Origin of the sequence: Photobacterium atrarenae, from assembly GCF_024380015.1 — a bacterium.
Classification (GTDB): Bacteria; Pseudomonadota; Gammaproteobacteria; order Enterobacterales; family Vibrionaceae; genus Photobacterium; species Photobacterium atrarenae.
In genome coordinates this window covers 2,173,685-2,195,281 of sequence record NZ_CP101508.1, presented here as the reverse complement: position 1 = coordinate 2,195,281, position 21,597 = coordinate 2,173,685, and the positions used below count along the sequence as shown (strand labels likewise).

The 21,597-nt window shown below is 55.4% G+C and carries 18 protein-coding genes; 7 read left to right on the top strand and 11 right to left on the bottom strand.

Annotation, left to right across the window (positions count from 1 at the left end; all coding sequences use genetic code 11):
* Positions 1 to 189: 189 nt before the first annotated feature.
* Positions 190 to 2,280 carry a DNA helicase IV gene (helD, locus tag NNL38_RS10375; RefSeq protein ID WP_255387967.1) on the top strand — a complete coding sequence of 697 codons (2,091 nt, stop codon included), beginning with the start codon at positions 190 to 192 and terminating at the stop codon, positions 2,278 to 2,280.
* 20 nt (positions 2,281 to 2,300) lie between these two features.
* On the opposite strand, the gene NNL38_RS10370 is transcribed toward helD, so the two are convergent.
* The 3 genes from NNL38_RS10370 to torT all read right to left on the bottom strand — a co-directional run bounded on the left by NNL38_RS10370 (position 2,301) and on the right by torT (position 5,094).
* Entirely contained in the window at positions 2,301 to 3,287 is a 987-nt protein-coding gene (locus NNL38_RS10370) for an alcohol dehydrogenase catalytic domain-containing protein (protein WP_255387966.1), read from the bottom strand.
* Between the two features lie 138 nt (positions 3,288 to 3,425).
* A complete protein-coding gene (locus tag NNL38_RS10365) occupies positions 3,426 to 3,884 on the bottom strand; it encodes a methylglyoxal synthase (RefSeq protein WP_255387965.1) in 459 nt (152 codons plus the stop codon).
* A gap of 124 nt (positions 3,885 to 4,008) precedes the next feature.
* Complete coding sequence (gene torT / locus NNL38_RS10360) at positions 4,009 to 5,094, bottom strand: TMAO reductase system periplasmic protein TorT (protein WP_255387964.1); 1,086 nt, start codon at positions 5,092 to 5,094, stop codon at positions 4,009 to 4,011.
* 187 nt (positions 5,095 to 5,281) lie between these two features.
* On the opposite strand from torT, the gene torS reads away from it, so the two are divergent.
* Both torS and NNL38_RS10350 read left to right on the top strand, forming a co-directional pair.
* Positions 5,282 to 8,254 (top strand): TMAO reductase system sensor histidine kinase/response regulator TorS, encoded by a 2,973-nt coding sequence (gene torS, locus NNL38_RS10355; protein WP_255387963.1) that lies wholly within the window; start codon positions 5,282 to 5,284, stop codon positions 8,252 to 8,254.
* Positions 8,255 to 8,298: 44 nt separating this feature from the next.
* Positions 8,299 to 8,934, top strand: a complete 636-nt coding sequence (locus NNL38_RS10350; RefSeq protein ID WP_255387962.1) for an HAD hydrolase-like protein — start codon at positions 8,299 to 8,301, stop codon at positions 8,932 to 8,934.
* 77 nt (positions 8,935 to 9,011) lie between these two features.
* Here NNL38_RS10350 and speB read toward each other — a convergent pair whose 3' ends face one another.
* The 4 genes from speB to NNL38_RS10330 form a co-directional block, all read right to left on the bottom strand.
* On the bottom strand, positions 9,012 to 9,941 hold the full coding sequence (gene speB / locus NNL38_RS10345) for an agmatinase (protein ID WP_255387961.1): 930 nt from the start codon (positions 9,939 to 9,941) through the stop codon (positions 9,012 to 9,014).
* Positions 9,942 to 11,852, bottom strand: a complete 1,911-nt coding sequence (gene speA / locus NNL38_RS10340; protein WP_255387960.1) for an arginine decarboxylase — start codon at positions 11,850 to 11,852, stop codon at positions 9,942 to 9,944. It abuts the gene before it with no gap.
* A 354-nt stretch (positions 11,853 to 12,206) separates the two neighbouring features.
* Positions 12,207 to 13,049 carry a tetratricopeptide repeat protein gene (locus NNL38_RS10335; protein ID WP_255387959.1) on the bottom strand — a complete coding sequence of 281 codons (843 nt, stop codon included), beginning with the start codon at positions 13,047 to 13,049 and terminating at the stop codon, positions 12,207 to 12,209.
* A 210-nt stretch (positions 13,050 to 13,259) separates the two neighbouring features.
* Entirely contained in the window at positions 13,260 to 13,436 is a 177-nt protein-coding gene (locus NNL38_RS10330; RefSeq protein ID WP_255387958.1) for a hypothetical protein, read from the bottom strand.
* Positions 13,437 to 13,666: 230 nt separating this feature from the next.
* Between NNL38_RS10330 and NNL38_RS10325 the strand changes: the two genes are divergently transcribed.
* On the top strand, positions 13,667 to 14,101 hold the full coding sequence (locus NNL38_RS10325) for an RNA-binding S4 domain-containing protein (RefSeq protein ID WP_255387957.1): 435 nt from the start codon (positions 13,667 to 13,669) through the stop codon (positions 14,099 to 14,101).
* A gap of 111 nt (positions 14,102 to 14,212) precedes the next feature.
* Here NNL38_RS10325 and NNL38_RS10320 read toward each other — a convergent pair whose 3' ends face one another.
* The 4 genes from NNL38_RS10320 to NNL38_RS10305 form a co-directional block, all read right to left on the bottom strand.
* A complete protein-coding gene (locus NNL38_RS10320) occupies positions 14,213 to 15,103 on the bottom strand; it encodes a DUF7916 family protein (RefSeq protein WP_255387956.1) in 891 nt (296 codons plus the stop codon).
* A gap of 464 nt (positions 15,104 to 15,567) precedes the next feature.
* Complete coding sequence (locus NNL38_RS10315) at positions 15,568 to 15,783, bottom strand: hypothetical protein (protein WP_255387955.1); 216 nt, start codon at positions 15,781 to 15,783, stop codon at positions 15,568 to 15,570.
* A 279-nt stretch (positions 15,784 to 16,062) separates the two neighbouring features.
* Complete coding sequence (locus NNL38_RS10310) at positions 16,063 to 16,185, bottom strand: hypothetical protein (protein ID WP_255387954.1); 123 nt, start codon at positions 16,183 to 16,185, stop codon at positions 16,063 to 16,065.
* Positions 16,186 to 16,310: 125 nt separating this feature from the next.
* Positions 16,311 to 16,493 (bottom strand): hypothetical protein, encoded by a 183-nt coding sequence (locus tag NNL38_RS10305; RefSeq protein WP_255387953.1) that lies wholly within the window; start codon positions 16,491 to 16,493, stop codon positions 16,311 to 16,313.
* 487 nt (positions 16,494 to 16,980) lie between these two features.
* Between NNL38_RS10305 and NNL38_RS10300 the strand changes: the two genes are divergently transcribed.
* From NNL38_RS10300 to NNL38_RS10290, 3 genes are read left to right on the top strand one after another with little or no spacing between them, the layout of a single operon-like run.
* Positions 16,981 to 17,805: a phosphate/phosphite/phosphonate ABC transporter substrate-binding protein gene (locus NNL38_RS10300; RefSeq protein ID WP_255387952.1), complete on the top strand. Its 825-nt coding sequence runs from the start codon at positions 16,981 to 16,983 to the stop codon at positions 17,803 to 17,805.
* 15 nt (positions 17,806 to 17,820) lie between these two features.
* On the top strand, positions 17,821 to 20,556 hold the full coding sequence (locus tag NNL38_RS10295) for a hybrid sensor histidine kinase/response regulator (protein ID WP_255387951.1): 2,736 nt from the start codon (positions 17,821 to 17,823) through the stop codon (positions 20,554 to 20,556).
* A complete protein-coding gene (locus NNL38_RS10290; protein ID WP_255387950.1) occupies positions 20,556 to 21,590 on the top strand; it encodes a glycosyltransferase family 4 protein in 1,035 nt (344 codons plus the stop codon). The genes NNL38_RS10295 and NNL38_RS10290 overlap by 1 nt, the downstream gene beginning before the upstream one ends.
* Positions 21,591 to 21,597: the final 7 nt, after the last annotated feature.

Here is a 21,597-nt window from a genome sequence, read left to right as displayed (position 1 = left end):
GCTCAGTTCATCAGGTAGAGGGGTAAAGATACCAGAGTTGGCCTGATCAGGGCTATAAACCCCCATTGAAAATAGTGGGATAGTGAATTCTTAGCAGAAATTTTACGCAAAAGACGGTTGTGGCGCTTTGGCGGCAAAAAACTTCTTGCTACTCTTACGGACGATTGAAGTTAGGGTTAGGTTACAGCAATGCGTTTAACAGCCGGTTGGCTCGCACAGTGGTTAGTGCAGGGGGATTATTGCAGCATCGCGTTAGGCGAGCACTGCCTGATCCTGGACAGTCAGACTGAAACAGAAGAAATCCCGTTTGATGACTGGGACGGCGCTATTGCGGTGCATCGCGGGGTATTGTGGGGCGCGTTGGAAATCACTTCTGCCGATCAGGAGTATTGCTGGACCGTCCATGGCCTGCCGTGGCGTGAGTGTAAGCAGTTTGCCACTGTCCTGCTTGAAGCTTACCGCAATTGGGCTCAGGGCCGAGTGGAAACCCTGGATCAGCAGTTGCCGGAGATGCTGAGCCGGATCGACGATTTTGTCGGTCAGAACACCTATTTGCGGGCCTCGGAATATCATAAACTGACCCGATTCCTGGACCAGTCGCTGGCAATGACCGGATTGACTCAGGAACTGGCGGCCTCGTTCCGTCCGATGGCCTTTGACAAAGTCTCGCCCTGGCTGGACGGCAATGAGGACTGGGTGGCCGAAACCAATCAACAGTGGTTGCAGCAGGAAGCCGAAAAATGGTCTTCCTGGTTCGATAAATTTGAATCCTCGCCGCTTAATCCGTCGCAGCGTGAAGCGGTGTTGATTAACCAGGATCATAACCTGGTGCTGGCCGGGGCGGGGACCGGCAAAACCAGTGTGCTGGTGGCGCGGGCCGGATACCTGGTGGCCAACCAGGTGGCAGAGCCGGAAGCGATCCTGATGCTGGCCTTTGGCCGCAAAGCGGCCGATGAAATGAGCGAGCGCCTCGGCCAGAAAGTCAACAGCAAGATCAAAGTGGCGACCTTCCACAGCCTGGGCACCCAGATTATCCAAGCCGTCGAGGGCGAACGGCCGAATGTCACGCCGCTGGCGCTGGATGAAAAAGCAAGGGCCGGGTGGATTGCCGGGATGCTGACCGAGCAGTGGGAAACCGCGGCTTCGGCCAAGCGCTGGCAAAAGCACCTGACCCAATGGCGCATCCCCGGCTTTAAAGCCGACAATTCGATGGAGAAGCAGGCCCGCAGCGAGCAGTTAGCGGCTTGGATCTGGCGCCATATCGAGCTGCTTGGCCAGCGCGGGGCCAATAAATCTGAGCTATCCCAGAGTATTGAACAAAGCGGAGCCCATGAAGGGACCCAGGCACGGATGAAAAGTGAGCTGGCGCTGCTGTGGCCCTGTTTCCGCGCCTATCAGCAGCACCTCAAAGCGCAGAAGCAGATTGACTTTAACACCATGATCCAAAAAGCAACCGATTATGTCACCGACGGGAAGTTTACCCCGCCGTGGCGCTTTATCATGGTGGATGAGTACCAGGATATTTCGCCTCATCGCCTGGCGCTGATTGAAGCCCTGTGTCGTCCGGTTGGCGAGCAGCCGAAACCGAGCCTGTTCGCGGTCGGTGATGACTGGCAGGCCATTTACCGTTTTGCCGGGGCCGATGTGAACCTGACCACAGGGTTTGAGCAACGCTTTGGTGCTTGCCATGTGACCGAGTTGGAAACCACCTACCGCTTCAACAGCATGATTGGCGAAGTGGCCAATACCTTTGTCCAGCAAAACCCGCAGCAGTTGAGAAAACAGCTGACCAGTTTCAAAAAGCAAAAGCGCAAGGCGGTGACCCTGTTGTGCCAGGATTTGCTGGAGCAGGAGCTGGTACAACTGGCTGCCAAGCACAACGAGCCGACCACGGTCTTGTTGCTGGGACGGAATAATAGCCAGCGTCCGGACAAACTCAAGGCCTGGCATAAACAATGGCCTCAACTGGGCCTGACGTTCATGACTTGCCATGCCAGTAAAGGGCGCGAAGCGGATTATGTGTTTATCCTGGATGTGAACCGGGGCGTGTTCCCGGCACCGGATCGGGAAACCGGCCTGGCCGGCTGTTTGCAGGCGAAAAATGAGCATTTCACCGATGCCGAAGAGCGGCGACTGTTCTATGTTGCCCTGACCCGGGCCAGACATCATGTCTGGGTTTGTGCCGATCCGGAGAAAACCTCGCCGTTCGTCAATGAACTGATTGATGAGCGATACCCGGTGATGAATAAAATAAAGCGAATGAAAGCCGCCCGGAACTAGGGAGGCATTTGCTGCTGACATTAATCGCTGCTGACACGCATCACCAGCTTGCCGCTGTGCAGGCCCATCTTCAGGGTTTCCAGTCCGGATTTTAAGTCTTCAAACTCAAACACTTCATCTATCATGGGATCGAGCTTGCCGTCGGCCACCCAATCGCTGAGGGTATTGCCGATATCAGCCAGGTGATAGACATGATCCAGGGTGCCGTGGGCGTAGGTGCCATGCAGGGCGACCTCGTGCAGGCTCAATGCCTTGGTGGTTGCCAGCAACGGCACCTGATTGAACTGATCGGCAATCATCACAATTTCACCGTTGTAACGGATTAAGGTGCTCATCACGCTGCCGGACTTGGCGGAGACGCAATCAATCACCGCATGGACTAACTGATCTTCGGTGAGCTCGATCAATCGCATCGCCATATTTTCCATTTCCGGATCAATCACAGCGTCCGCGCCGTAGCCGAGCAACCGTGGATGATGGCGGCCAGCGGCGATAGCGTAGACGGTGGCGCCGGCCTGTTTGGCCAGCTGAACGGCAAATCCACCCACACCACCGCCTGCACCGGTGATAGCGACCTTGTGCCCGGGCTGGAGACGGAGTTTGTCATAGACCGCCTGCCAGGCACTGTAACCGGCACAGGGCAGGGCTGCGGCCTGCTCGAACGTGACCGCATCGGGGATCCGGCTCAGGCTCGAGGCTTTGACGCAGGCATATTCGGCAAATCCGCCGGCCCGGCGCGGATCGGCAAAGCACATCACCCGATCGCCGGGGCTCAGGTGGCTGACGTGGCGGCCGGCCTGCTCGACGGTCCCGGCAATATCCAGCCCGATGATTTGCGGATAGGTCCAGGTCGCATAGCCCCAGTGGAGCAGCTTGTGATCGAATGGATTCAACCCGGCAGCAGCGACTTTGAGCCGGACTTCATCGCCAGTAGGTTTGGGTTTGACCGCGCGGGAAAGGCTCAGGCTGTCCGGCCCCTCGGGCTGATTTAAGATCCATGCTTTCATATCCACCCCTGCGTTTTTATCATTATGATTTGATAAAGATATACCAAACAGGGTGGCCTGGGCGGACGGGGAAAAGAAAAAGCCTTCCGGCAGGGAAGGCTTCAGCAGGTTTTACTCGCGGGGGCATCGATTGAAGCGTTAACCGAGGCGTTCGGTCAGGTAGGCATCATAATCGGGAATTTCGATGTCGACTTCTTCGTTGAGCTTCGGCGAAGAGATCATGAAATTGGCGCTGGCGCGGTTAGTCGCGACCGGAATATTCCAGACCGCTGAGATACGCAGCAGGGCTTTGACATCCGGGTCGTGCGGCACGGCATTGAGCGGATCCCAGAAGAAAATCATCATGTCGATTTTGCCTTCTGATATCAGCGCCCCGAGCTGCTGGTCACCGCCCATCGGGCCGCTGAGCAGGCAATTGACACTCAGACCGGTTTCACGGGATATCAAATGACCGGTGGTGCCCGTCGCATACAGGGTATGATGTTGTAACTTTTCTTGGTGTTCAGACGTCCAGCGCAATAGGTGGGTTTTGCAGTTGTCATGCGCAACCAGCGCAATGTGCTTGCTGGCCTTCATTTTACGGGTTGTTACGTGCATTCAGCGCTCCACGTTCGGGGGAATTTCTGGATAAAACTGTAAATTATTAATATCAGAGGCCACTTGAGAAGTACAATGTCAATGTTGTGAAACTCTGGCTCGGTAACAGTATTTTCTCGGCGGCCTATTCGTTGGCCTCAGCGGCGGGCGAAATTTTAAATGTGGGACGAAATTCAGCCGGAGATAAAGAATCGCTGATCACTTGCGCGGGCAGGTGATCTGGCGTCAGTTGCTCAATGATGGTTGCTAAATCGTGTTCCATCGGGCGCTGGTCCAGATAACGGACAGCCTGGTCGACGGAGAGCATGGCTTGCTGGGCCATTTTGTCGGTCGGGGCAAACAGCACTCGACCGCGGAGCAGGCCGCGATAGACGCCATGACTGAGGTAGGTCGAAACGATCCCGATTTGTTGCAATTTGCCCATGGTACGTAATTCACTGATCGCCACTTCCGCAGCCACCGCGCCGCCGACGATATAATCAATGTCCTGCCGCTCGGCAAACAGCTGTTGGATCAGGTTGCGTTGCAGCTCCTTGCTGTTGTCGGCCCACAACGTGGCCACGACCCGGACATCACTGCCCTCAACGGCCTGCCGAAAGCCCTGGTTGACCCAATGCGTTCCGCCACGCTGCTTGGGCCCGGGGAGCCAGGCAATATTGACAATGCCGCTGCCGGCAGGGTGGCGACGGGCGAGAAACTCCCCGGTCGCCCGGCCCATCTGAGACCAGTCGACCCCCACTTTGCCAACCACGGTTTGTTGAAGGTCCGGGTCGGCCATGTCCAGTTCATTGATGGTGGCGAACACCGGGATGTCGCCGACCAGCTGGCTGAGTTGCCCGGCATAGCCCTTGGGGTCGACCGCGCCAAGGATGATTGCATCGGCCTGCCAGTGATAGCATTGCTGCAACTGTGCCTGCTGCTGTGCCAGGTTGGGGTAGCCGCCGGCTTCCAGGACCTTGAGCTTCACGCCGAGCTGGCGGGCATGATGGACCATGCCGTAATTGACTGAGAGCCAGTAGGAATCTTTTAGATGCGGGTAGACGGCGCACAACTTCCACGGTTGGGTGGCCTGGTTCAGGGGTTGGTAGTGGATGAGTTGGGGTTGCCGGGGAATATGAAACGCCGGGCGGTAGCTTTCCACCATGACCTCGGCCTGGACAGGCAAAGACAACAGGCTGAATAACAGAGAAAAAAAACGCCTTTTTGTCATGATTCGTAGCATCCCAACAGTTATCGCTGGCAAAATAGTAATGCTTTCCCGGCCAGAGCGCCATACAGTTTAGTGTGGATGCCAGGTTTTTGCTCGGCAACAGGCACCGTGATAGGAGAAGTCGCATGTTCAGGCGTTTGTCTGCCATGATTTTATTAAATCCCCGCTTATTTTGGAGTGCCCTGCTTTGGGTCGATTGAAGACAATTACACCGCGCAGTATTGGCCGCAAATTGCTGATTGCTTTTTCAATGATGGCGGGGCTGATGATCGCGGCTGCAGTGATCGGGGTGGCCGGGTTTTCCCTGGTCGCGAAAACCGAACGGACCGTGATCAATACCGCGGTCCCGGCCCTGGCCGAAGCCCGCAAGCTGTCGGATCTCAGTACCCGGATTATTTTTACCGCCCAGGTGCTGGCTAAATCCACCACGGATGTTGAGCGTGAGCGGCAGGGAAAAGCACTGACCATTCACATTGAGCAGTTAAACCAGAGCCTGGCGGATCTGGAGCAGTATTCCTTTGCCCCCGAGCTGATGGCGCAGCTGGATCAGGATGTCCGAAATATTGTCGATAACCTGGCTCAGCTGGGCTGGCTGGTTGGCCGCAAAATTAAACTGGAAGCGTCCACCACGTCATTCATTCAGGTGTTGACTGCGGCCACAGAACAAATTGATGTCCTTTCTCAATCCCAGGTGTCGAATGCCAGTACCACGGCGGTGGCCAACGTGGCGCGAATATATGATTTGGTAGATTCCGGGGACAAGCAGGCGACATTTCGCGCACTGGATACCCTGGTTGAAGTGGATATGGATTTGACTGAGCGCTTGTTTGAGCTGCGCTTTATGTCGCAGCAGCTGATCAACATGCTCGATGAAATCAGCCGGGTCGACACCCCGGCTGCGCTGGAAACCTTGCACGATCAGTACAGCCGGGCGACCACTATTATGCAGCATCGGGTTCGCGCGGTGGAAGATCCGAGTCGTTCGGCACTGCTGATCACCCAAACCAATATTCTGGCGCGCGAAGAGCCGCTGTTTACCCTTTCCCGCGAGCTGTTGCGTGCCCGCCAGGATGTGGAGCGGATGGAACAACAGAACCTGATCCTGTTCCAGCAACTGAACCAGACCGTGGGGGATCTGATTGCCGCGGCCAACTGGGGCACTCAGCAGGCGGTCTCGGTGGTCGAGGGAACCCTGACCGTTGCCCGTAACAGTCTGATTGGGATCTCGGTTGCCGGTTTACTGGCTTTAGTCCTGATCACCTGGCGCTATGTTTATGCTCGGGTGATCCGGCGGATGAACCGCTACAGCGAGGTGCTGCTGTCGATTGCGCGCGGGGACCTGAATGTTGAGCTGGCGGTGGAAGGGGATGATGAGCTGGCACAAATGGGGCGGGCGATTATGGTGGCCCGGGATACCGCGGCCGAGCGTCATCGCCTGGCTCAGGCTGAGGCGAAAATCCGTGCCGAATTGCAGCAACACAAAGCCAGCCTGGAGCGGCTGGTGGCGCAGCGCACCAGTGAACTGGAGCTGGCCAATAACCAGCTGAATCAGGAAGTGGCCAACCATGCCAAGGCCCGGGCCGAAGCGGAGCGGGCCAACCGGGCCAAGTCTGCGTTTCTGGCCACCATGAGCCATGAGATCCGCACCCCGATGAATGGGGTGTTGGGGACAGCCTCGCTGCTGGCAGATACCGGGCTCACCACGCAACAGGCGAAATATTTGGATGTCATCAACCGCAGCGGTGAAGCGCTGATGGATATTCTCAATGATGTGCTGGATTACTCCAAAATTGAGGCCGGCCACCTGGAGATCCGCCCGGCAGACTTTTCCCTGCCTGAAGTGGTGTCAGATGTGTATCAGCTGTTTGAGAGCCGGGCGCTGGAGAAAGGGCTCCGGATCGAGACGGAGATCAGCCCGCAGCTGCCGGCGTTCTGGGTGGGAGATCGGGTGCGACTGCGGCAAATTCTCACCAACCTGGTCGGCAATGCGGTGAAATTTACCGAACAGGGGCTAATTACGATTCGGGTCGATGCTGATCCGGATAATGCACAGCAACTGCTGTTTCAGGTGGAAGATACTGGCGTCGGGATTGCGACCCAGGAGCAACAGAGTCTGTTCGATGCGTTTCAGCAGTCTGAGACCGGGCAGCAGACCATGGGCGGAACCGGGCTCGGGCTGGCGATCAGCAAGCGGCTGGTTGAAGCGATGGGCGGCGATATCGGTGTACGCTCCCTGCCCGGGGCCGGCAGCTGCTTCTGGTTTAGCTTATATCTCTCACCGGGACAGCAGGTCAGCAAGTCGCTGGCCTCGATCCAGGATATCGCCTCGGCCCGGGTGTTGTTGGTGGAAGATAACCCGGTGAATTGCCTGATTGCTGAGGGGTTCCTGCATCGCCTGGGCCACCGTGTGGTGGTGGCTGAAAACGGCGAGCAGGCGACCCGGATTTATGCGGCACAGGCGTTTGATGTGGCCATTTTGGATATCAACCTGCCCGATACCGATGGCGTCAGCTTGCTGAAGTCGCTGCGGGCACTTGAAGGTGAGCGGGAAGGGCCGCAAACACCGATGATCGCGTTCTCGGCCCATGTTTTCCGCGAAGAGGTCACATCGTATCTCGCCGCGGGGTTTGCCGGGTTTTTGCCTAAACCGCTGACGGAAACTCAGTTGGTGAAAACCATAGCAAGCGTGTTGTCCGGAGAGCACCGGGTGGCCGATACGGCGCAACTTTTACCACAGGATGAAGCGATGACGGACACAAATGAACATCAGCCCGATGGGTCGCCTGAGACGGCGGCCCAGATTCTGGATTCAGCCGTATTGGCCGCGGATGCCGAAGTTTTAGGACCGAAGCAGGTGCAGAAGTTAATTGCCCTGTTTCAGGACTCATCAGCCCGGACGGTTGCAACATTACAGGCAGCGGCGAGCGAGGGCTCGGCGCCACAGGTGGCAGATCTGGCGCATACCCTCAAGGGGGCGGCGGGGAGCCTGGGGCTGAAACAGCTCTACCACTTGTGTCTCGATTTGGAAGTCATGGCCAAACAGGGCGAGTTGCGTGATGAACTGATCGCCCGGTTGCCCGCAGCGGTTGAAGCGGCCTGCCAGGCGCTCATCGGGGCATTCGGGGAGCGTGAGCAGGACAACAAGGCTGATGAGTCTTAAATCTACTGAAAGTTACCATTTGAGAAAATGACAAGGAGCGTGTTGTGAGCAAGGACTGGTTAATTTTTGATTTGGACGGCACTATCAGCGATCCGAAAGACGGGATTGTTCGCTCGTTTAACTATGCGCTGCAGGCGTTTGGGATGCCGGCGCGTCCTGAAGCCGAGATTGCTGCGTACATTGGTCCGCCGCTGGATCAGACGTTTATCCAACTGGTCGGCAGCCATGATCCGGGCCTGATCCAGATGTTGGTCGCTCAATACCGCGAGCGCTATGCCGAGATCGGGTATCGGGAAAATCAGCTCTATCCGGGAATCCCGTCTGTTTTAGAGCAACTGGCAGCATCAGAGCAGTACCGGTTTGGGGTGTGCACCTCAAAGCGGGCCGATTTTGCCGAGAAAATCCTTGAAATGTTCGGTCTTCGTGAGCAATTTGAGTTTGTCAGCGGTGGGGATATCGGGGTGGAAAAATGGCAGCAGCTGGAAGGCTTGCGCCGGGAAGGGGTGATTTCACAGCAGGCGGTGATGATTGGCGATCGGGCGGTCGATATCACGGCCGGTCAGCGCAATGGCCTGCAAACAGCCGGGGTGTTGTGGGGTTACGGCTCGGTTGAAGAGCTCAGCCAGGTTGCACCCACGTATCTGTTTGAGCAGCCAGCGCAATTGGCTCAGTTGGAATGAGATAGCTTCGGTACACCGATATGCTGAACCGGAAAGGTCTCTTGAGCACGGTGTGCTCAAGAGACCGGTGTGATTGATTACGCTGCGGTTTCCCGTCCGCTGGCCCAGGCATACATCAGCTCCAGGGCGATGGTGGCCCCGGCCAGGGCCGTGACGTCACTTTGGTCGAATGGCGGCGAGACCTCGACCACATCCATGCCGACAATGTTCATCCCGGCGAGGCCGCGGATGATATTGAGCACTTTGTCGGAATTGAGCCCGCCACAGACCGGTGTGCCGGTGCCCGGTGCAAACGCCGGGTCCAGGCAGTCGATGTCAAAAGTGACATAGACAGGTTTATCGCCAACCACATCGCGGATTTGTGCCACGATGCTGTCGGCGCTCATCTGATTGGCCTGACTTGCATCAATGACGTTGAACCCGTGTTGCTTCTGCTCATATTGGGTCCGAATACCGATCTGAATCGAATGCTTCGGACAGATCAGCCCTTCTTTGGGCGCATGATAAAACATGGTGCCATGATCATAGGCGCTGCCGTTGGCATAGGTATCCGTGTGGGCGTCAAAATGAACCAGAGCCATCTCGCCATAATGTTTGGCGTAGGCGCGCAAAATCGGCAGGGTGATAAAGTGATCCCCGCCCAGCGCGAGCAGGGTTTTGCCGTTTTTTAAAATTTCACCGGTTGCCGCTTCCAGCCGGTAAGTAAAATCTTCGGCATCCCCGCAATCAAACACCAGATCACCGGCATCAATCACCTTGACCTTGTCGAACAGGTTGAAGTCCCATGGGTACTTCTTGTTTTCCCAGGCAAGATGGACCGACGCGCGGCGGATCGCATCCGGCCCCAAACGCGCGCCGGGACGACCTGAGGTCGCCATGTCCAGCGGAACCCCGAGCACAACAAGGTCTGCCTCGGCGTCAATAGGGTTACGCACGTAAGGACGGCGCAGAAAGCTCATGGCATTTGCGTACAGCGAATAATCAGTTTTCGTAAACAAATCATTCATTTAAAAATCCTCTAAATAGGTGTAGCCGCTCAGGCCGTGCTCTAGCTCGTTCAAAATCGCCTGCTGCTCCTGCGGGCACACCAGTGATGTGACCAGTTCACGGTAGTGTCCGCGGATCTGCTCAACATCGATGTGGACGTAACGCAGCATGTCTTCCTCGCTGTCGCCTTCGTTGATCAAGGTCAGTTCGGCATCACCGTCCGAGTTGAGGTTCACCACCACACTGTGAGTATCCCCAAACAGGTTGTGCATGTCGCCCAGAATTTCTTGGTACGCCCCGACCAGGAAAAAGCCCATCAGGTACTCTTCGTCTTTGGTCCAGGCCGGCACCGGCAACGTGGTTTCAATACCTTGCCCTTCAACATATTGTTCCACGGCACCATCCGAGTCGCAGGTGATGTCCAGGATCACCGCGCGGCGATCATCCAGTCGCTCAAGCCCGGAGAGCGGGAGCACAGGGAACACCTGATCAATTCCCCAGGCATCCGGCAGGGACTGAAACAGGGAGAAATTGACGAAGAACTTGTCCGCCAGTCGTTCGTTGAGCTGATCCAGGATCGGCCGGTGGAAGCGGTTCCGGGTGTTCATCTTCCGGTTCAGTTCGAAATAAATCCGCAGCGACAGTTGCTCGGCCCAAGCGCGTTGCTCCAGGTTGAGCAGTCCCATGGCAAACTGGCTGTGGACTTCCGCCAGATCGCTCTGGGTGTCGTTGTAAATCTCGATCAGTGCCCGGGCATTGCTGTCATCCTGCAGGAGCTGCCAGTTGCGCCACATATTCTGCATCAGCACGGGCTCGTCGCGCAGTGGCTCAACAACCGTTTCAGGCTGATAGCTCTCTGTGCCAATCACATTGGTGATCAACACCGCGTGATGGGCGGTCAGCGAGCGGCCGGATTCGGAGATAATCACCGGCATCGGCTGGGCATAATGCTGACAGACATCACTGATGGTGCTGACCACATTACGTGCGTACTCATCCAGCCCGTAGTTCATCGAGTTGGACGACTGGCTGCGGGTGCCGTCATAGTCGACGGCGAGCCCGCCGCCGATGTCGAAATACTGGATCTGCGCGCCCATGGCCCGAAGCTCGCAGTAAAACCGCGCCGACTCGTTCACACCGTTACGCACGTCGCGAATATTCGCCATCTGCGAGCCGAGGTGGAAGTGCACCAGTTGCAGCGCATCCAGCTGATCTTCTTCTTTCAGGCGCGCGATCACCCGCAGCACTTGCGAGGCCGACAGGCCGAATTTGGATTTTTCACCACCGCTGGACTGCCATTTCCCGGCGCCTTGAGAAGCAAGACGAATGCGGATCCCCAGCCGAGGTTTGACCCCCAGGCTGGCCGCTTCACGCAGGACCAAATCGAGTTCGGACATCTTCTCCAGCACGATAAACACTTTGTGGCCGAGCTTTTCGCCAATCAGTGCCAGACGGATATATTCGCGATCTTTGTAGCCGTTGCACACGATCACCGAGCTGGCTTTTTGTGCCATCGCCAATACGGCCAGCAGTTCCGGTTTGCTGCCGGCTTCCAGACCCAGTTGCTTGGTTTCCAACTGCGCCTGGCTGGCCAGAATCTCATCCACGACTTCACGCTGCTGGTTGACCTTGATCGGATACACCAACAGGTAGTGGTTCGGGTAGTGATATGCTTCAATCGCCTGGTTGAATGCCTGGCAAATATTGTGCACGCGTTGGTGTAAGATCTGTGGGAAACGTACCAAAGCGGGCATGCTCAAGCCGGTTGCTTCGATTTGTTGGGCGATTTTGCTGAGCGCCAGTCCGCGTGTTTTGTCACAGGTTGGCGAAACATAGACTTCGCCGGTGTCATCAATGCCAAAGAATCCCTGGCTCCAGTAATCAACGTTGTAATCTGCACGAACGCTATCAAGTTTGGATACGTTTTCCACTTACTCTTCTCAGTCAGCAGATGCCCGGTGGATTGCCACATCGGGGCATAGCCAATAACAAGGCCCAACCTGAAAGAGCGGGTTGAGCCATACCTGACGCCTGTTGCGTCGGGCGTATTAACGGGCAAAACGCTTCGTGAGTCTAACAAATAAAATTTGTCGTGAAGATAAACTTCGGCGTGAATTTGAGGCGTTGCAGCGGCGAGGACAGCACAGGGCCGGCATGCCGATTTTGGCTGGGGCGGGGACACGCCGCAGACTCAAATCTCGGTTGACAATGGGTATTTGCACGCCGCCTGACCACACAGTTCGGTGCTCAAGCGGCAGCGTTATTGGGCGTTGAAGAGGCGGGTTTTACTCAGGGGCACTGATAAGCTCTTCAAATCGCTCATTCCCATGCAGGGATTCAAAATCCATTTCTTCGCTGGCCAGCTCGCGTAGCGAAGCACTACCGATAATGGCTTGTTCCAGATCGGAGATCGCTTGCTCTTCTACACCCAGGCAAGCATAGGCACAGGCCCGCTGATAGAGGGCGTGGGCATTGGTGTTATCGACTTCCAGCACCCGGTTACAGATACTCAGTGCCCAGTGGAATTCCCGGATTTCCATTGCCGCATCGGCTTTATAGGTCAGGGCTTCCAAATCACCGGGACGAATTTTCAGGATCTCGTCGTAGATCTCGATTTTCTGCTCTGGGGTTTGTGAGCTCTGGGCCCGGAGCCAGAGGTTATGGACTTCGTTAATGATCTCAATTTCTTTGTTGTTCTGGGCAATGATCCGGGTTTTTCGCTTCAGATCCCGCTCCAGCAACTGGAATTTCTTCTCATACTGTTGGGCAATTTCTTCCAACTGCCGGTCAGCCATTTGGGTGGTGTTTTCTTTAATTTCTTTCAGCGATTGCCAGCCGACCAGGGCGAACAGCGAGGCGGCACCGGCGATCAGGTAGAAAAAGTAAGTGACCGTCACGTTGGCATAGTTCATCGATTTATCGGCAACGCTCAGCTCGCGATCGGTCACCTGAATGGTCAGCCGCCGCTCCAGATCCTGTTGGTCCTGGCGCAGGGATTTGAGCTCATCCAGTACGTAGCGCTCCATCAGGGGCTTATCGTAAATACTCTCGTCCGCATATCTTTCCTCGCCCCAGGCCGGGAGAGATAACAGGGCAACCAAGAGGAAAGACCATAGCCATCGGGTCATCTTTTAATCCTTTCATTCTGTTACTGATAAGATCATATACCCAAATGACGTCAAGGTGCAGGTGAGCGTATGAATCCATGTCTGTTGCCCACAGCCCCCTGACGTTGTTTGACTATACCAGCACGAGCCTATCAGATATGCGGCTTAAAAGGCGAGGCACTGCCGCTGAAAAGTTCTAAATCCTCAAGTAACCATCAGACTAATAAGGACTTATTCGGATATCTGCTTCGGTTCCTTCTGGTTGTCGTAACCGCCGTTTTTCTGTGCCAGGGCAAGCAGGGCTTGTCGCTGGACTTCGCGTTCTTTGGTCGACGGCGTTGTCTCCGGGTCATGAGCCGCTGTGGTGAACTGCGGCATAAAGCTATAGCGCTTATTGAAAATCAGCATGGTCGGGGTTCCTGAATCATCGGCAAACTAGGTGAAGGCGTCTATGCTGTCGCAGGGGGGTTAAAAAAACATCACCCCTGCCGATGGACAAAGTGGGCGGAGGGGGCAGGCGTAGAAGCCGGTGGATTGGGCGCACGCGGGGTGTGCGTTGCCCTGTGGCGAATTGCCAGTGCGTTGCTGCGCCTGAATAGGGTACACTGGCGGCAAAGCATATATTTCCGGTAAATCCTATGACTGATCAAGAAAATGAATATGAAGTTGAAGCGTTAGGGGTTGAGGTCTCCTGTCAACCGATAGAGCTGTACAAAGTCCTGAAAATTGCCAATGCCGTCAGTGGCGGGGGAGAAGCCAAGTTTGCCATCGCGGAAGGGTATGTGGCAGTCAACGGTGAGCTTGAGCAGCGCAAGCGCCGAAAAGTCTATGATGGCGACGTGATTGAATTTAACAATGAATTTTATCTGGTGCTGTGCGATCAGCCCGTCACGGAAGTCCCGGCCCAAGCGCCTGCCGGCGCAAAAGCCGCCAAGCCTGCGAAATCGTCGCCGAAGCAATCGAAGCCTCCGGCCAAATCATCGGGGAAGAAAAAGCCATCAGCACAGCAGAAAAAGAAGAAAGCTTCAGGACCTGCTGATCAGGCGACCGGACGTAAGCCGATCAGCTTCTAGTTCCGTTGCAGCCGGCAACCGCGCCTGTTTTGTTTGAATGCTATTTTACCAGCGATCAAAACGCTCCCCGGATGTCCAGGGGGCGTTTTTGTTTCAAATGCTGAAGATGCCTTAGCGGCGGTTTGCCATACGTTTGAACTGATGGCGGCGGCCGCGGATGGTGATCCCCATGCGCATGATGTTTTCCAGAACAGCCAAACCGCCGTAACCACCGTCACCAATGTGAACGATATCGGCACCGGCACCTTTGGACTCGGTAGCCACTTTCTCGATATAGCTCTCGCTGGCCCCTTCCTGGGACGTCCCGATTGCCAGCATGCCCAGCATCCCGGCTTCATGAACCGCAGTCATCAGTGAGGTTGCCAGCGCCGGATGCATCCCCGGGGTGGTAAACGGTGCCGGGAACATCATGATATCGGCACCGGCTTCGGCAAATTGGGGAATAAAGTCAGTATTGTAATCATTGCCAACACCGCCACCGTGCATCTTACCGGCAATAATGACAATCTCCTTCGAGATGGAGCGGGTCAGGGAAATTGCATTCAGGATGGTTTCCTGTGAGACGGCCATACCCGGGTTGCCGGTAAGCATAATGTAGTTCAGGCCCAGCTCTACCGCACGTTCTACTGTTTCGGCACTCAGTGCACGCCCCGGTGGGATGTCGCTGAAGCCCTGAGGTACCGGCTCCAGGTTACAGCCCAGAATACGACCGGAAAGCTGCTTGAGATCGGCAACCGTAAAGTAGTCGGCCACGCCATGTGCTTCGGCACCATTGACTGCTGCCCGTGGGTCCATTAAGTCAAGCACGTTCAAGGTGATCATATCTGCCCCGAAAGCGGCGGCGATTTCAGCACCGGAGACCAGATCCAGAGGCGGCTCCATTGACACGACGTTTTCGACCATCATGGTACGACCTTCAGAAATTTTGATGCATTCAACAATTTCTTTCCGGCCCATGGTTGCAATGTCCTGGCGGGTAAGATCAAAGATACGCTTTTTCATGGCTTTCAACTCCATTGAGGTTGCAGGTTTTAAAAATTATTTAGTCATTAAAAGAGTGGCCGGATAGAAGGCGGTGCTCTTTTGATGCGCAAGATAACCTGAGGACGTTCTTGGTTTTTTTCTTGGGGATATTTTGTTCCTGATGGTTATTAATTTCAATAGGTGAAATTAATATATTTTTCGCGCCAAATAATAACAAATAACTTAGTATTTCTTTTAACGTTAATACGGATTTAAAAATACTCTCAGCGTATTTTTTAATATGATTTGGTGACTTTCGGGTTTATTTTTATCTCGTTAAATAAATGAGTTTTTGCTGTCAGGAAAACGATCGGCCTGCCTTGGTGATGCTGGGTGGCGAAATGAACCGAATCGAGTGCCAGAGGCAGTTAAATACGTTGCACCTCTGACATGAATAGGAGGCCGCGGTGTTGCGTCAGATGCCCAGGACGTGACGCAGGTGATCAGTGGCGCTTGTGGCGCAGGAGTTCCAGCTCAATCTCCCGATTGCTAACGCTGAGCAGGAAATCCAGGCTTTCCGGATAGTGATTGTCCTGGCTTTTCATGTAGGCTGCCAGCAGCTTGACGTCATCAGGACGCGGGGTGTAGCTCAGGTTCGGAAACGCCGAGTAGATGCGGGTAATGGCTTCTTTAAGGGTTTCGTTACGAGTGTTGCACATGTCAGAGTTATCTCGCTGATTGTGTGTGGTGGTATCTTAAATGCGAGACGCATTGTAGGCAGCAATTGTGACATCCAAGTTGCAGTGGCCTGGACGATCAGTCAGGTGCTGGAATAAAACGCAAGCTCTGAGTTGTGAGCGCGAATTTGAAGAATGGAACCTGAGAATGAGGGGGAATGGGGGCTCAGATACGTTCGCCATTCAAGGCATGTTCTGTTGAGAACAGTACCATCACCTCGGCAGAGGCGCAGCATGCCGAGGTGATGGTAAGAGATTCAATTAAACCGCTTTTTTCAGGGCTTTTTTAAGCTGCTTCAGTTTATCTTGCTGTTTGGCAACTTTTGCTTTACGCGCTTTGATCTCTTTTTTCAGTGATTTCACTTTCTTTGATACTTTAGCCATTGGTGTCTTTCCTTTCTTCATGTGTGTATTGGCCATGCGGCCAGCGATGGTCGGGATAGCTGTGCAGGATGGGAAGCATGTCTCCAACCCGGTTGGCTATCGCCGAGCAAATTGGTACGGTGTCCCTATGAGCCGCTTTCCTGATGCTGTGCAATAAATCCACGAATAAAGCGGCGGATCTCCCGCGCAGCACTGGTATCTTGCTGTTCGCAGAGCGAAATAAATGTATCCCGCTCGTCACAGTTAATTCTGATCATCAGCTGGCTGTCTTTTTTGCCAAATTTGATTCGTTGTTTTTTTTCGGCCATGGCAGCCAAGCCTCAGTGAATGCCTTTACATTGTATATAGAGTGTATATACAAAGATTCACTTTTGCCCGAAAGGATGACGAAAAAGTAAAAATAATCAGTAAGGGCTGAAGTTTAGTCCCAGCATTATGAAAAATTAAAAAAGACAATTACATTGAAATAAAACATGGGCCGAAAATATACGAGTTTGAGGGCAATGCCGGGCTAGATTACTGAATTATATTGATGTTGAACAAAGTCTGATTATCTTTATTCGCAAATTGCTGTTTCAGTGCGAGTCAAGTTGCAAATTAAAAATGGCGCCATGTAATTTCCTGATTCGGCATGCTCGGCCCGTGCCTAACCTACCCATTTATCTCGGAAATATACCGATCCGTTTCAACTCGCCAGGTTGGCACAGATATTGATTTGTTCTTGAATCATGGTCGGGTGAGCTGGAGGCAGAAGCGCTTTCCAGCCCACCTCCGGCGTTTAGGCGGGAGGGGGAGATGATGAGTCGTCAGAAAAATTGGCTTTGGCTGTTGAAAGGGCCGCTGTTGGTGATGGCAATGCTGTCCTTCTCTGCAGCGGCCGAGCGTCAGGTGTTGGTATTTGGCGTGGTGCCCCAGCAATCTGCGGCGAAACTGGCGGCGCAATGGATCCCTTTGCTGGAAGTGTGGGGGAAAATGGTGGGCACTGAGTTTCGGTTTGCCACTGCGCCGGATATTCCGACGTTTGAAGCCAGGCTTCAGGCCGGTGAGTACGATCTCGCCTACATGAACCCATATCATTTCACCCTGTTCCATCAGTCGCCCGGCTATCATGCGCTTGCCCATGCAAAGGATAAGCGGATCACCGGGATTCTGGTGGCCAGGAAAGGCTGGCAGGGCGGCCTGGTCCAACTCGATGGGCAGACGCTGGCTTTTCCGGCGCCCAGAGCGTTTGCCGCGACTGTGCTGACCCAGTCGGAACTTGATGCAGCCCACATCCGTTTCCGGCCTCAGTATGTCGGCTCTCATGATTCTGTTTATTTGTCCGTGGCCAAAGGCTTGTTCCTGGCGGGTGGTGGCGTGCTCCGCACCTTCAACAGTCTGCCGGCCAGCCTGCGGGAACAATTGCAGGTGATCCACAAAACAGCACGTTATACCCCCCATGCCGTGGCGTATCACCCCAAAGTGGACCCGGTCATGGTTTCCCGGCTTAAGCAGAGTATTGCGTTGCTTAACCAGCACCCGGAGGCTGCGGTTGCGTTCTCCCAACTCAAAATCAAAGGCTGGGAGCTGGCAGAAGACAGGGACTGGGATGATGTGGCTGCGCTCGAGATACGGCGCTAGTCAAAGGAGCAGGCGATGACACTGCGAATGAAAACGATCCTTGGGATCGCATTGATTGAAGCGCTGGTGCTGGCGGTGCTGATTGTCTCCGGGCTGCACTGGCTGAAAGAGTCCAATGAACGGCAGCTGGAAATCAGCAGCCGGCAATTGGTCAGTGTGTTTGCTAAAGCCAGCCGGGATGCGGTGCTGGCCTCCGACCTGTCCTATTTGGATAGCTTTGCCGCTTCCATTGTCAGCGAGCACAATCTGGCGTATATCCGGATCACTGACGGGAACGGAACTGAGCTGGCTGAACATGGTGATTATCGTGGGGTTGAGCAGGGCGTCATGCCCAGTGAGGCGCAGGATTGCGTGTATGATGTCGCCAGTGACATCCGGATTGGCGAGCGTCGTTTTGGCTTGGTTGAAATGGGGGTGCGGGTGGATGGATTGCAGCAATTGCTGCACTATGCCACGCAGTCGAGCCTGATCCTGGCTGGGATTGAGATGATCCTGGTGGCCTTGTTTTCCTTTGCGTTGGGGACCTACCTGATGACGCGGCTCGACTGCCTCCGGCTTGGGGTTGAAGAAGTCGGGCGGTGCGGACCCGGTACCCAGATTGAAATTCAAGGCAATGATGAGGTCAGCCGGGTCAGCGAGGCATTTAACCAGATGTCACGTTCCCTGGCCGACGCCCAACAGTCGCTGGCTCAGGAGCACCAGCAGCAGCTCGCATTAGCCGCCAAGGTGAAAGAGCTGGCTCAGGTGGCGGAGTTTGCCCGTGATGCCATTGTGATCACCGATGCTGAAGGCAGGATCACCTGGGTCAACAGCGCCTTCGAGCAGTTGAGTGGCTATAGCCTGGTTGAGCTGCTCGGCCAGACCCCGGGGCGTTTGCTTCAGGGCGAGCAAACGGATCCGCAGGCCGTAAAGGCGATCCGCCAGAGCCTGGCATCGAATCAACCGATCCGGGTGGAGATCCTCAACTATCACAAGTGCGGCGCTTCATATTGGGTGGAATTAGATATATCCCCAGTGTTCAACGAGCAGGGAGGTGTCGAGCGCTTAATTGCTGTTCAGCGGGATGTCACCGAGCGGCTCGGGGTTGCGCGGCAACTTGAATCGGCTCTCGAAAGCGCCACCAAAGCGACTCAAGCCAAGTCTGAGTTTCTGGCCAATATGAGCCATGAGATCCGCACACCAATGAATGCCGTGATGGGGATCAGCGAATTATTGCTTGAAGAGATCCAGGACGCCCGACACCAGACTCAGCTGCGGTTGATCCATCAGTCGGCGGATAACCTGGTGACCATCATTAATGACATCCTCGATTTCAGCAAAATCGAAGCCGGTAAGCTGTTGTTGCAGGAGGAACCATTCGAGCTGCAACAGCTGCTGGAAGGGGCGCTGGCGCTGTGTGCGTATCAGGCCGGCCAAAAAGGCGTCCATTTACTGCTGGAAATGCCGCCGGTGTTGCCGAACCGGGTGATTGGTGACAAAGGACGCCTGAACCAGGTGCTGATCAACTTGCTGGGCAATGCGATTAAATTCACCGTGTCCGGTCATGTCAAACTGAGTCTGGTCGAGGAAGTTTGCGGTCCGAGAGAGAGCTGTTTTTTGATCAGGGTGGAAGATACCGGAATTGGTATTCCAGCGGCGCGCCTGCCGCATATTATGGACAAATTCGAACAAGTGGATAACTCGGCTACCCGGGCGTATCAGGGCACTGGACTGGGGTTGGCGATCTGCAAGCGGCTGGTGGGCCTGTTCGGAGGCCAGCTGGCAGTCCGTTCGTGTGAAGGCAAAGGATCGTGTTTCTCTGTTCAGCTTACTCTGCGTCATGAGGGAGAGCGAATCACCTGTTCAGGTGGCGAGATCGGTGGTGGATCAGCATGGCATAACGCACAGGTCATCGTTGTGGATGGCTATGCGCCGCGGCGCGACGTGATCCAGAACATGTTGCGCACGGTGGGAACCCAGGTTGTAACCGCAGCTTCGGTTGAGGCGGTTCAGTCGCTACCGCAGGCCTCTGTGATCCTGATCGGCCAGCAGGAGCTGGTCGAGCACTTGTCCTGGTGTTACCGGGTGGGCGGGCAAGTTCCGCTTGTGGTACTGAGCCATGGCCCGGTTGGTGAAACGCAGGTGCCGGTGGGACCCTGGTCGGTGATCAATCAGCCGGTGACGCCAGCCAAACTGGCTGAGTTTATCTGCGGGGAGCCAACGCGTCCTGGACATCCCCGGTATGAAGCGTTGCAGGCGTTGCAGCAGCCACTGCAGGGCGTCGGCCTGTTGCCGGTGCAAGGGCGACAACCGGAGCCTGTCAAACCGGAGGCACTGGGTCCGATGACCATTTTACTGGCGGAAGACAGCCCGATTAACCGGCTGTTGGTGGAGAAGATGCTGGCCCGGACTGAGGTTACGCTCGTGATGGCTGAAAACGGGGAGCAAGCGATTGAGTTGTATGCGAATACAGCGCCGGATTTAGTGCTGACGGATATTTCGATGCCGCTTAAAAACGGCTATGAAGTCACTGCGGCGATTCGGGCGCAGCAAGCGTGCTCCGGCGCGCATCAATGCCCCATCATCGGTTTGTCGGCGCATGCGATGAAAGAAGAGCTGCAACAGAGCCGGGATGCCGGGATGGATGATTACCTGACCAAGCCGGTACGAAAAGCAGACTTGCTGGCGATGATTGCACGCTGGTCTGTGGCCGGCTACTCAAGTGAGGGCTGCCGTGCCGGCGGGGATGGAAGCAGGTTGAGGAGGCGGTGATGAAAGTGATGTTATTGTTAGATTCGTCTGGGTTCGGCGGCATAGAATCGCACGTCCTCCAGCTGGCGCTGATGCTTCACCAGCGCCGGGTCAATGTTGAGGTGATGTTCTACCGGCAATATCCCCAACATCCGCTCTACGCCAGACTGGCGCAGGCCGGGATCTGCTACCGGTTCGCCCAAGGCTCGGTGAAGCTGATCCGCCAAGCCATGATGGCATGCACGGCAGATGATACCGTGCACGCCCATGGTTATAAGGCCAGTATTGTGGCGCGTTTACTCCGGATGGGATGCGCCTGCCGGGTGGTGACGACGTTTCATGCCGGGGAAACCGGGGACTGGAAAGTACGCAGTTATGAACTGCTCAATCGCCGGACCGCGCGGTTATCGGAAAATCTGGCAGTGAGTGAAGCGATCCGGTCCCGGTTAGGGGCTCGGTGCAGGGTGATGCGAAACTTTATCGAGACCACCTCGATTGGTGCTCGGAGTGAGCCGCCTCCGCAGGCGGGTTTGCGCTTTGCGTTTGTCGGGCGGCTGAGTGAAGAAAAAGGGTTGGATCGGTACCTGCAACTTTCCCGCTTATTTCCCGAGCACCAATGGCATGTGTTTGGCGACGGTCCGCAACAGCAAAGCCTGCAAGCGGCTCCTCACTGCATTTATCATGGTGCGGTACCTTCCATGCAGGCTTACTGGGCGGGGATAGATGTGTTGATCATGCCCTCGCGCCAGGAAGGGCTGCCGATGGCGGCGATTGAAGCCCTGGCTCACGGCACCCTGGTGATTGCCACCCAAGTCGGCCAGTTGGCTGATCTGGTGGATCGCCGGTTCCTGGTCCCCGAGTCTCAGTGGCAGCAAATGCCGGTGTTGATTGACATGATGGCCGGGTGGCAGCCGGCGATGTGGCGTGAGTTACAGCACCAGGCCCGACTGCGGGTTGAACAGGCCTTCAGTGCCGATGCGCTCTGGACGCAGTACCGGTCGATTTATCGCTATCAGCCCGACAATGCGTGTGCGGCCAAGGCGATGACGGTTTAGCACCACG

Excerpts from the sequence above, each read along its gene's own strand:
- NNL38_RS10335 (WP_255387959.1), bottom strand. The coding sequence starts at position 13,049 with ATGACCCGATGGCTATGGTCTTTCCTCTTGGTTGCCCTGTTATCTCTC.
- NNL38_RS10300 (WP_255387952.1), top strand. The coding sequence starts at position 16,981 with ATGATGAGTCGTCAGAAAAATTGGCTTTGGCTGTTGAAAGGGCCGCTG.
- torT (WP_255387964.1), bottom strand. The coding sequence starts at position 5,094 with ATGACAAAAAGGCGTTTTTTTTCTCTGTTATTCAGCCTGTTGTCTTTG.
- speB (WP_255387961.1), bottom strand. The coding sequence starts at position 9,941 with ATGAATGATTTGTTTACGAAAACTGATTATTCGCTGTACGCAAATGCC.
- NNL38_RS10365 (WP_255387965.1), bottom strand. The coding sequence starts at position 3,884 with ATGCACGTAACAACCCGTAAAATGAAGGCCAGCAAGCACATTGCGCTG.
- NNL38_RS10330 (WP_255387958.1), bottom strand. The coding sequence starts at position 13,436 with ATGCTGATTTTCAATAAGCGCTATAGCTTTATGCCGCAGTTCACCACA.
- helD (WP_255387967.1), top strand. The coding sequence starts at position 190 with ATGCGTTTAACAGCCGGTTGGCTCGCACAGTGGTTAGTGCAGGGGGAT.
- NNL38_RS10315 (WP_255387955.1), bottom strand. The coding sequence starts at position 15,783 with ATGTGCAACACTCGTAACGAAACCCTTAAAGAAGCCATTACCCGCATC.
- NNL38_RS10320 (WP_255387956.1), bottom strand. The coding sequence starts at position 15,103 with ATGAAAAAGCGTATCTTTGATCTTACCCGCCAGGACATTGCAACCATG.
- NNL38_RS10305 (WP_255387953.1), bottom strand. The coding sequence starts at position 16,493 with ATGGCCGAAAAAAAACAACGAATCAAATTTGGCAAAAAAGACAGCCAG.
- NNL38_RS10370 (WP_255387966.1), bottom strand. The coding sequence starts at position 3,287 with ATGAAAGCATGGATCTTAAATCAGCCCGAGGGGCCGGACAGCCTGAGC.
- NNL38_RS10310 (WP_255387954.1), bottom strand. The coding sequence starts at position 16,185 with ATGGCTAAAGTATCAAAGAAAGTGAAATCACTGAAAAAAGAGATCAAA.
- NNL38_RS10290 (WP_255387950.1), top strand. The coding sequence starts at position 20,556 with ATGAAAGTGATGTTATTGTTAGATTCGTCTGGGTTCGGCGGCATAGAA.
- NNL38_RS10295 (WP_255387951.1), top strand. The coding sequence starts at position 17,821 with ATGACACTGCGAATGAAAACGATCCTTGGGATCGCATTGATTGAAGCG.
- NNL38_RS10325 (WP_255387957.1), top strand. The coding sequence starts at position 13,667 with ATGACTGATCAAGAAAATGAATATGAAGTTGAAGCGTTAGGGGTTGAG.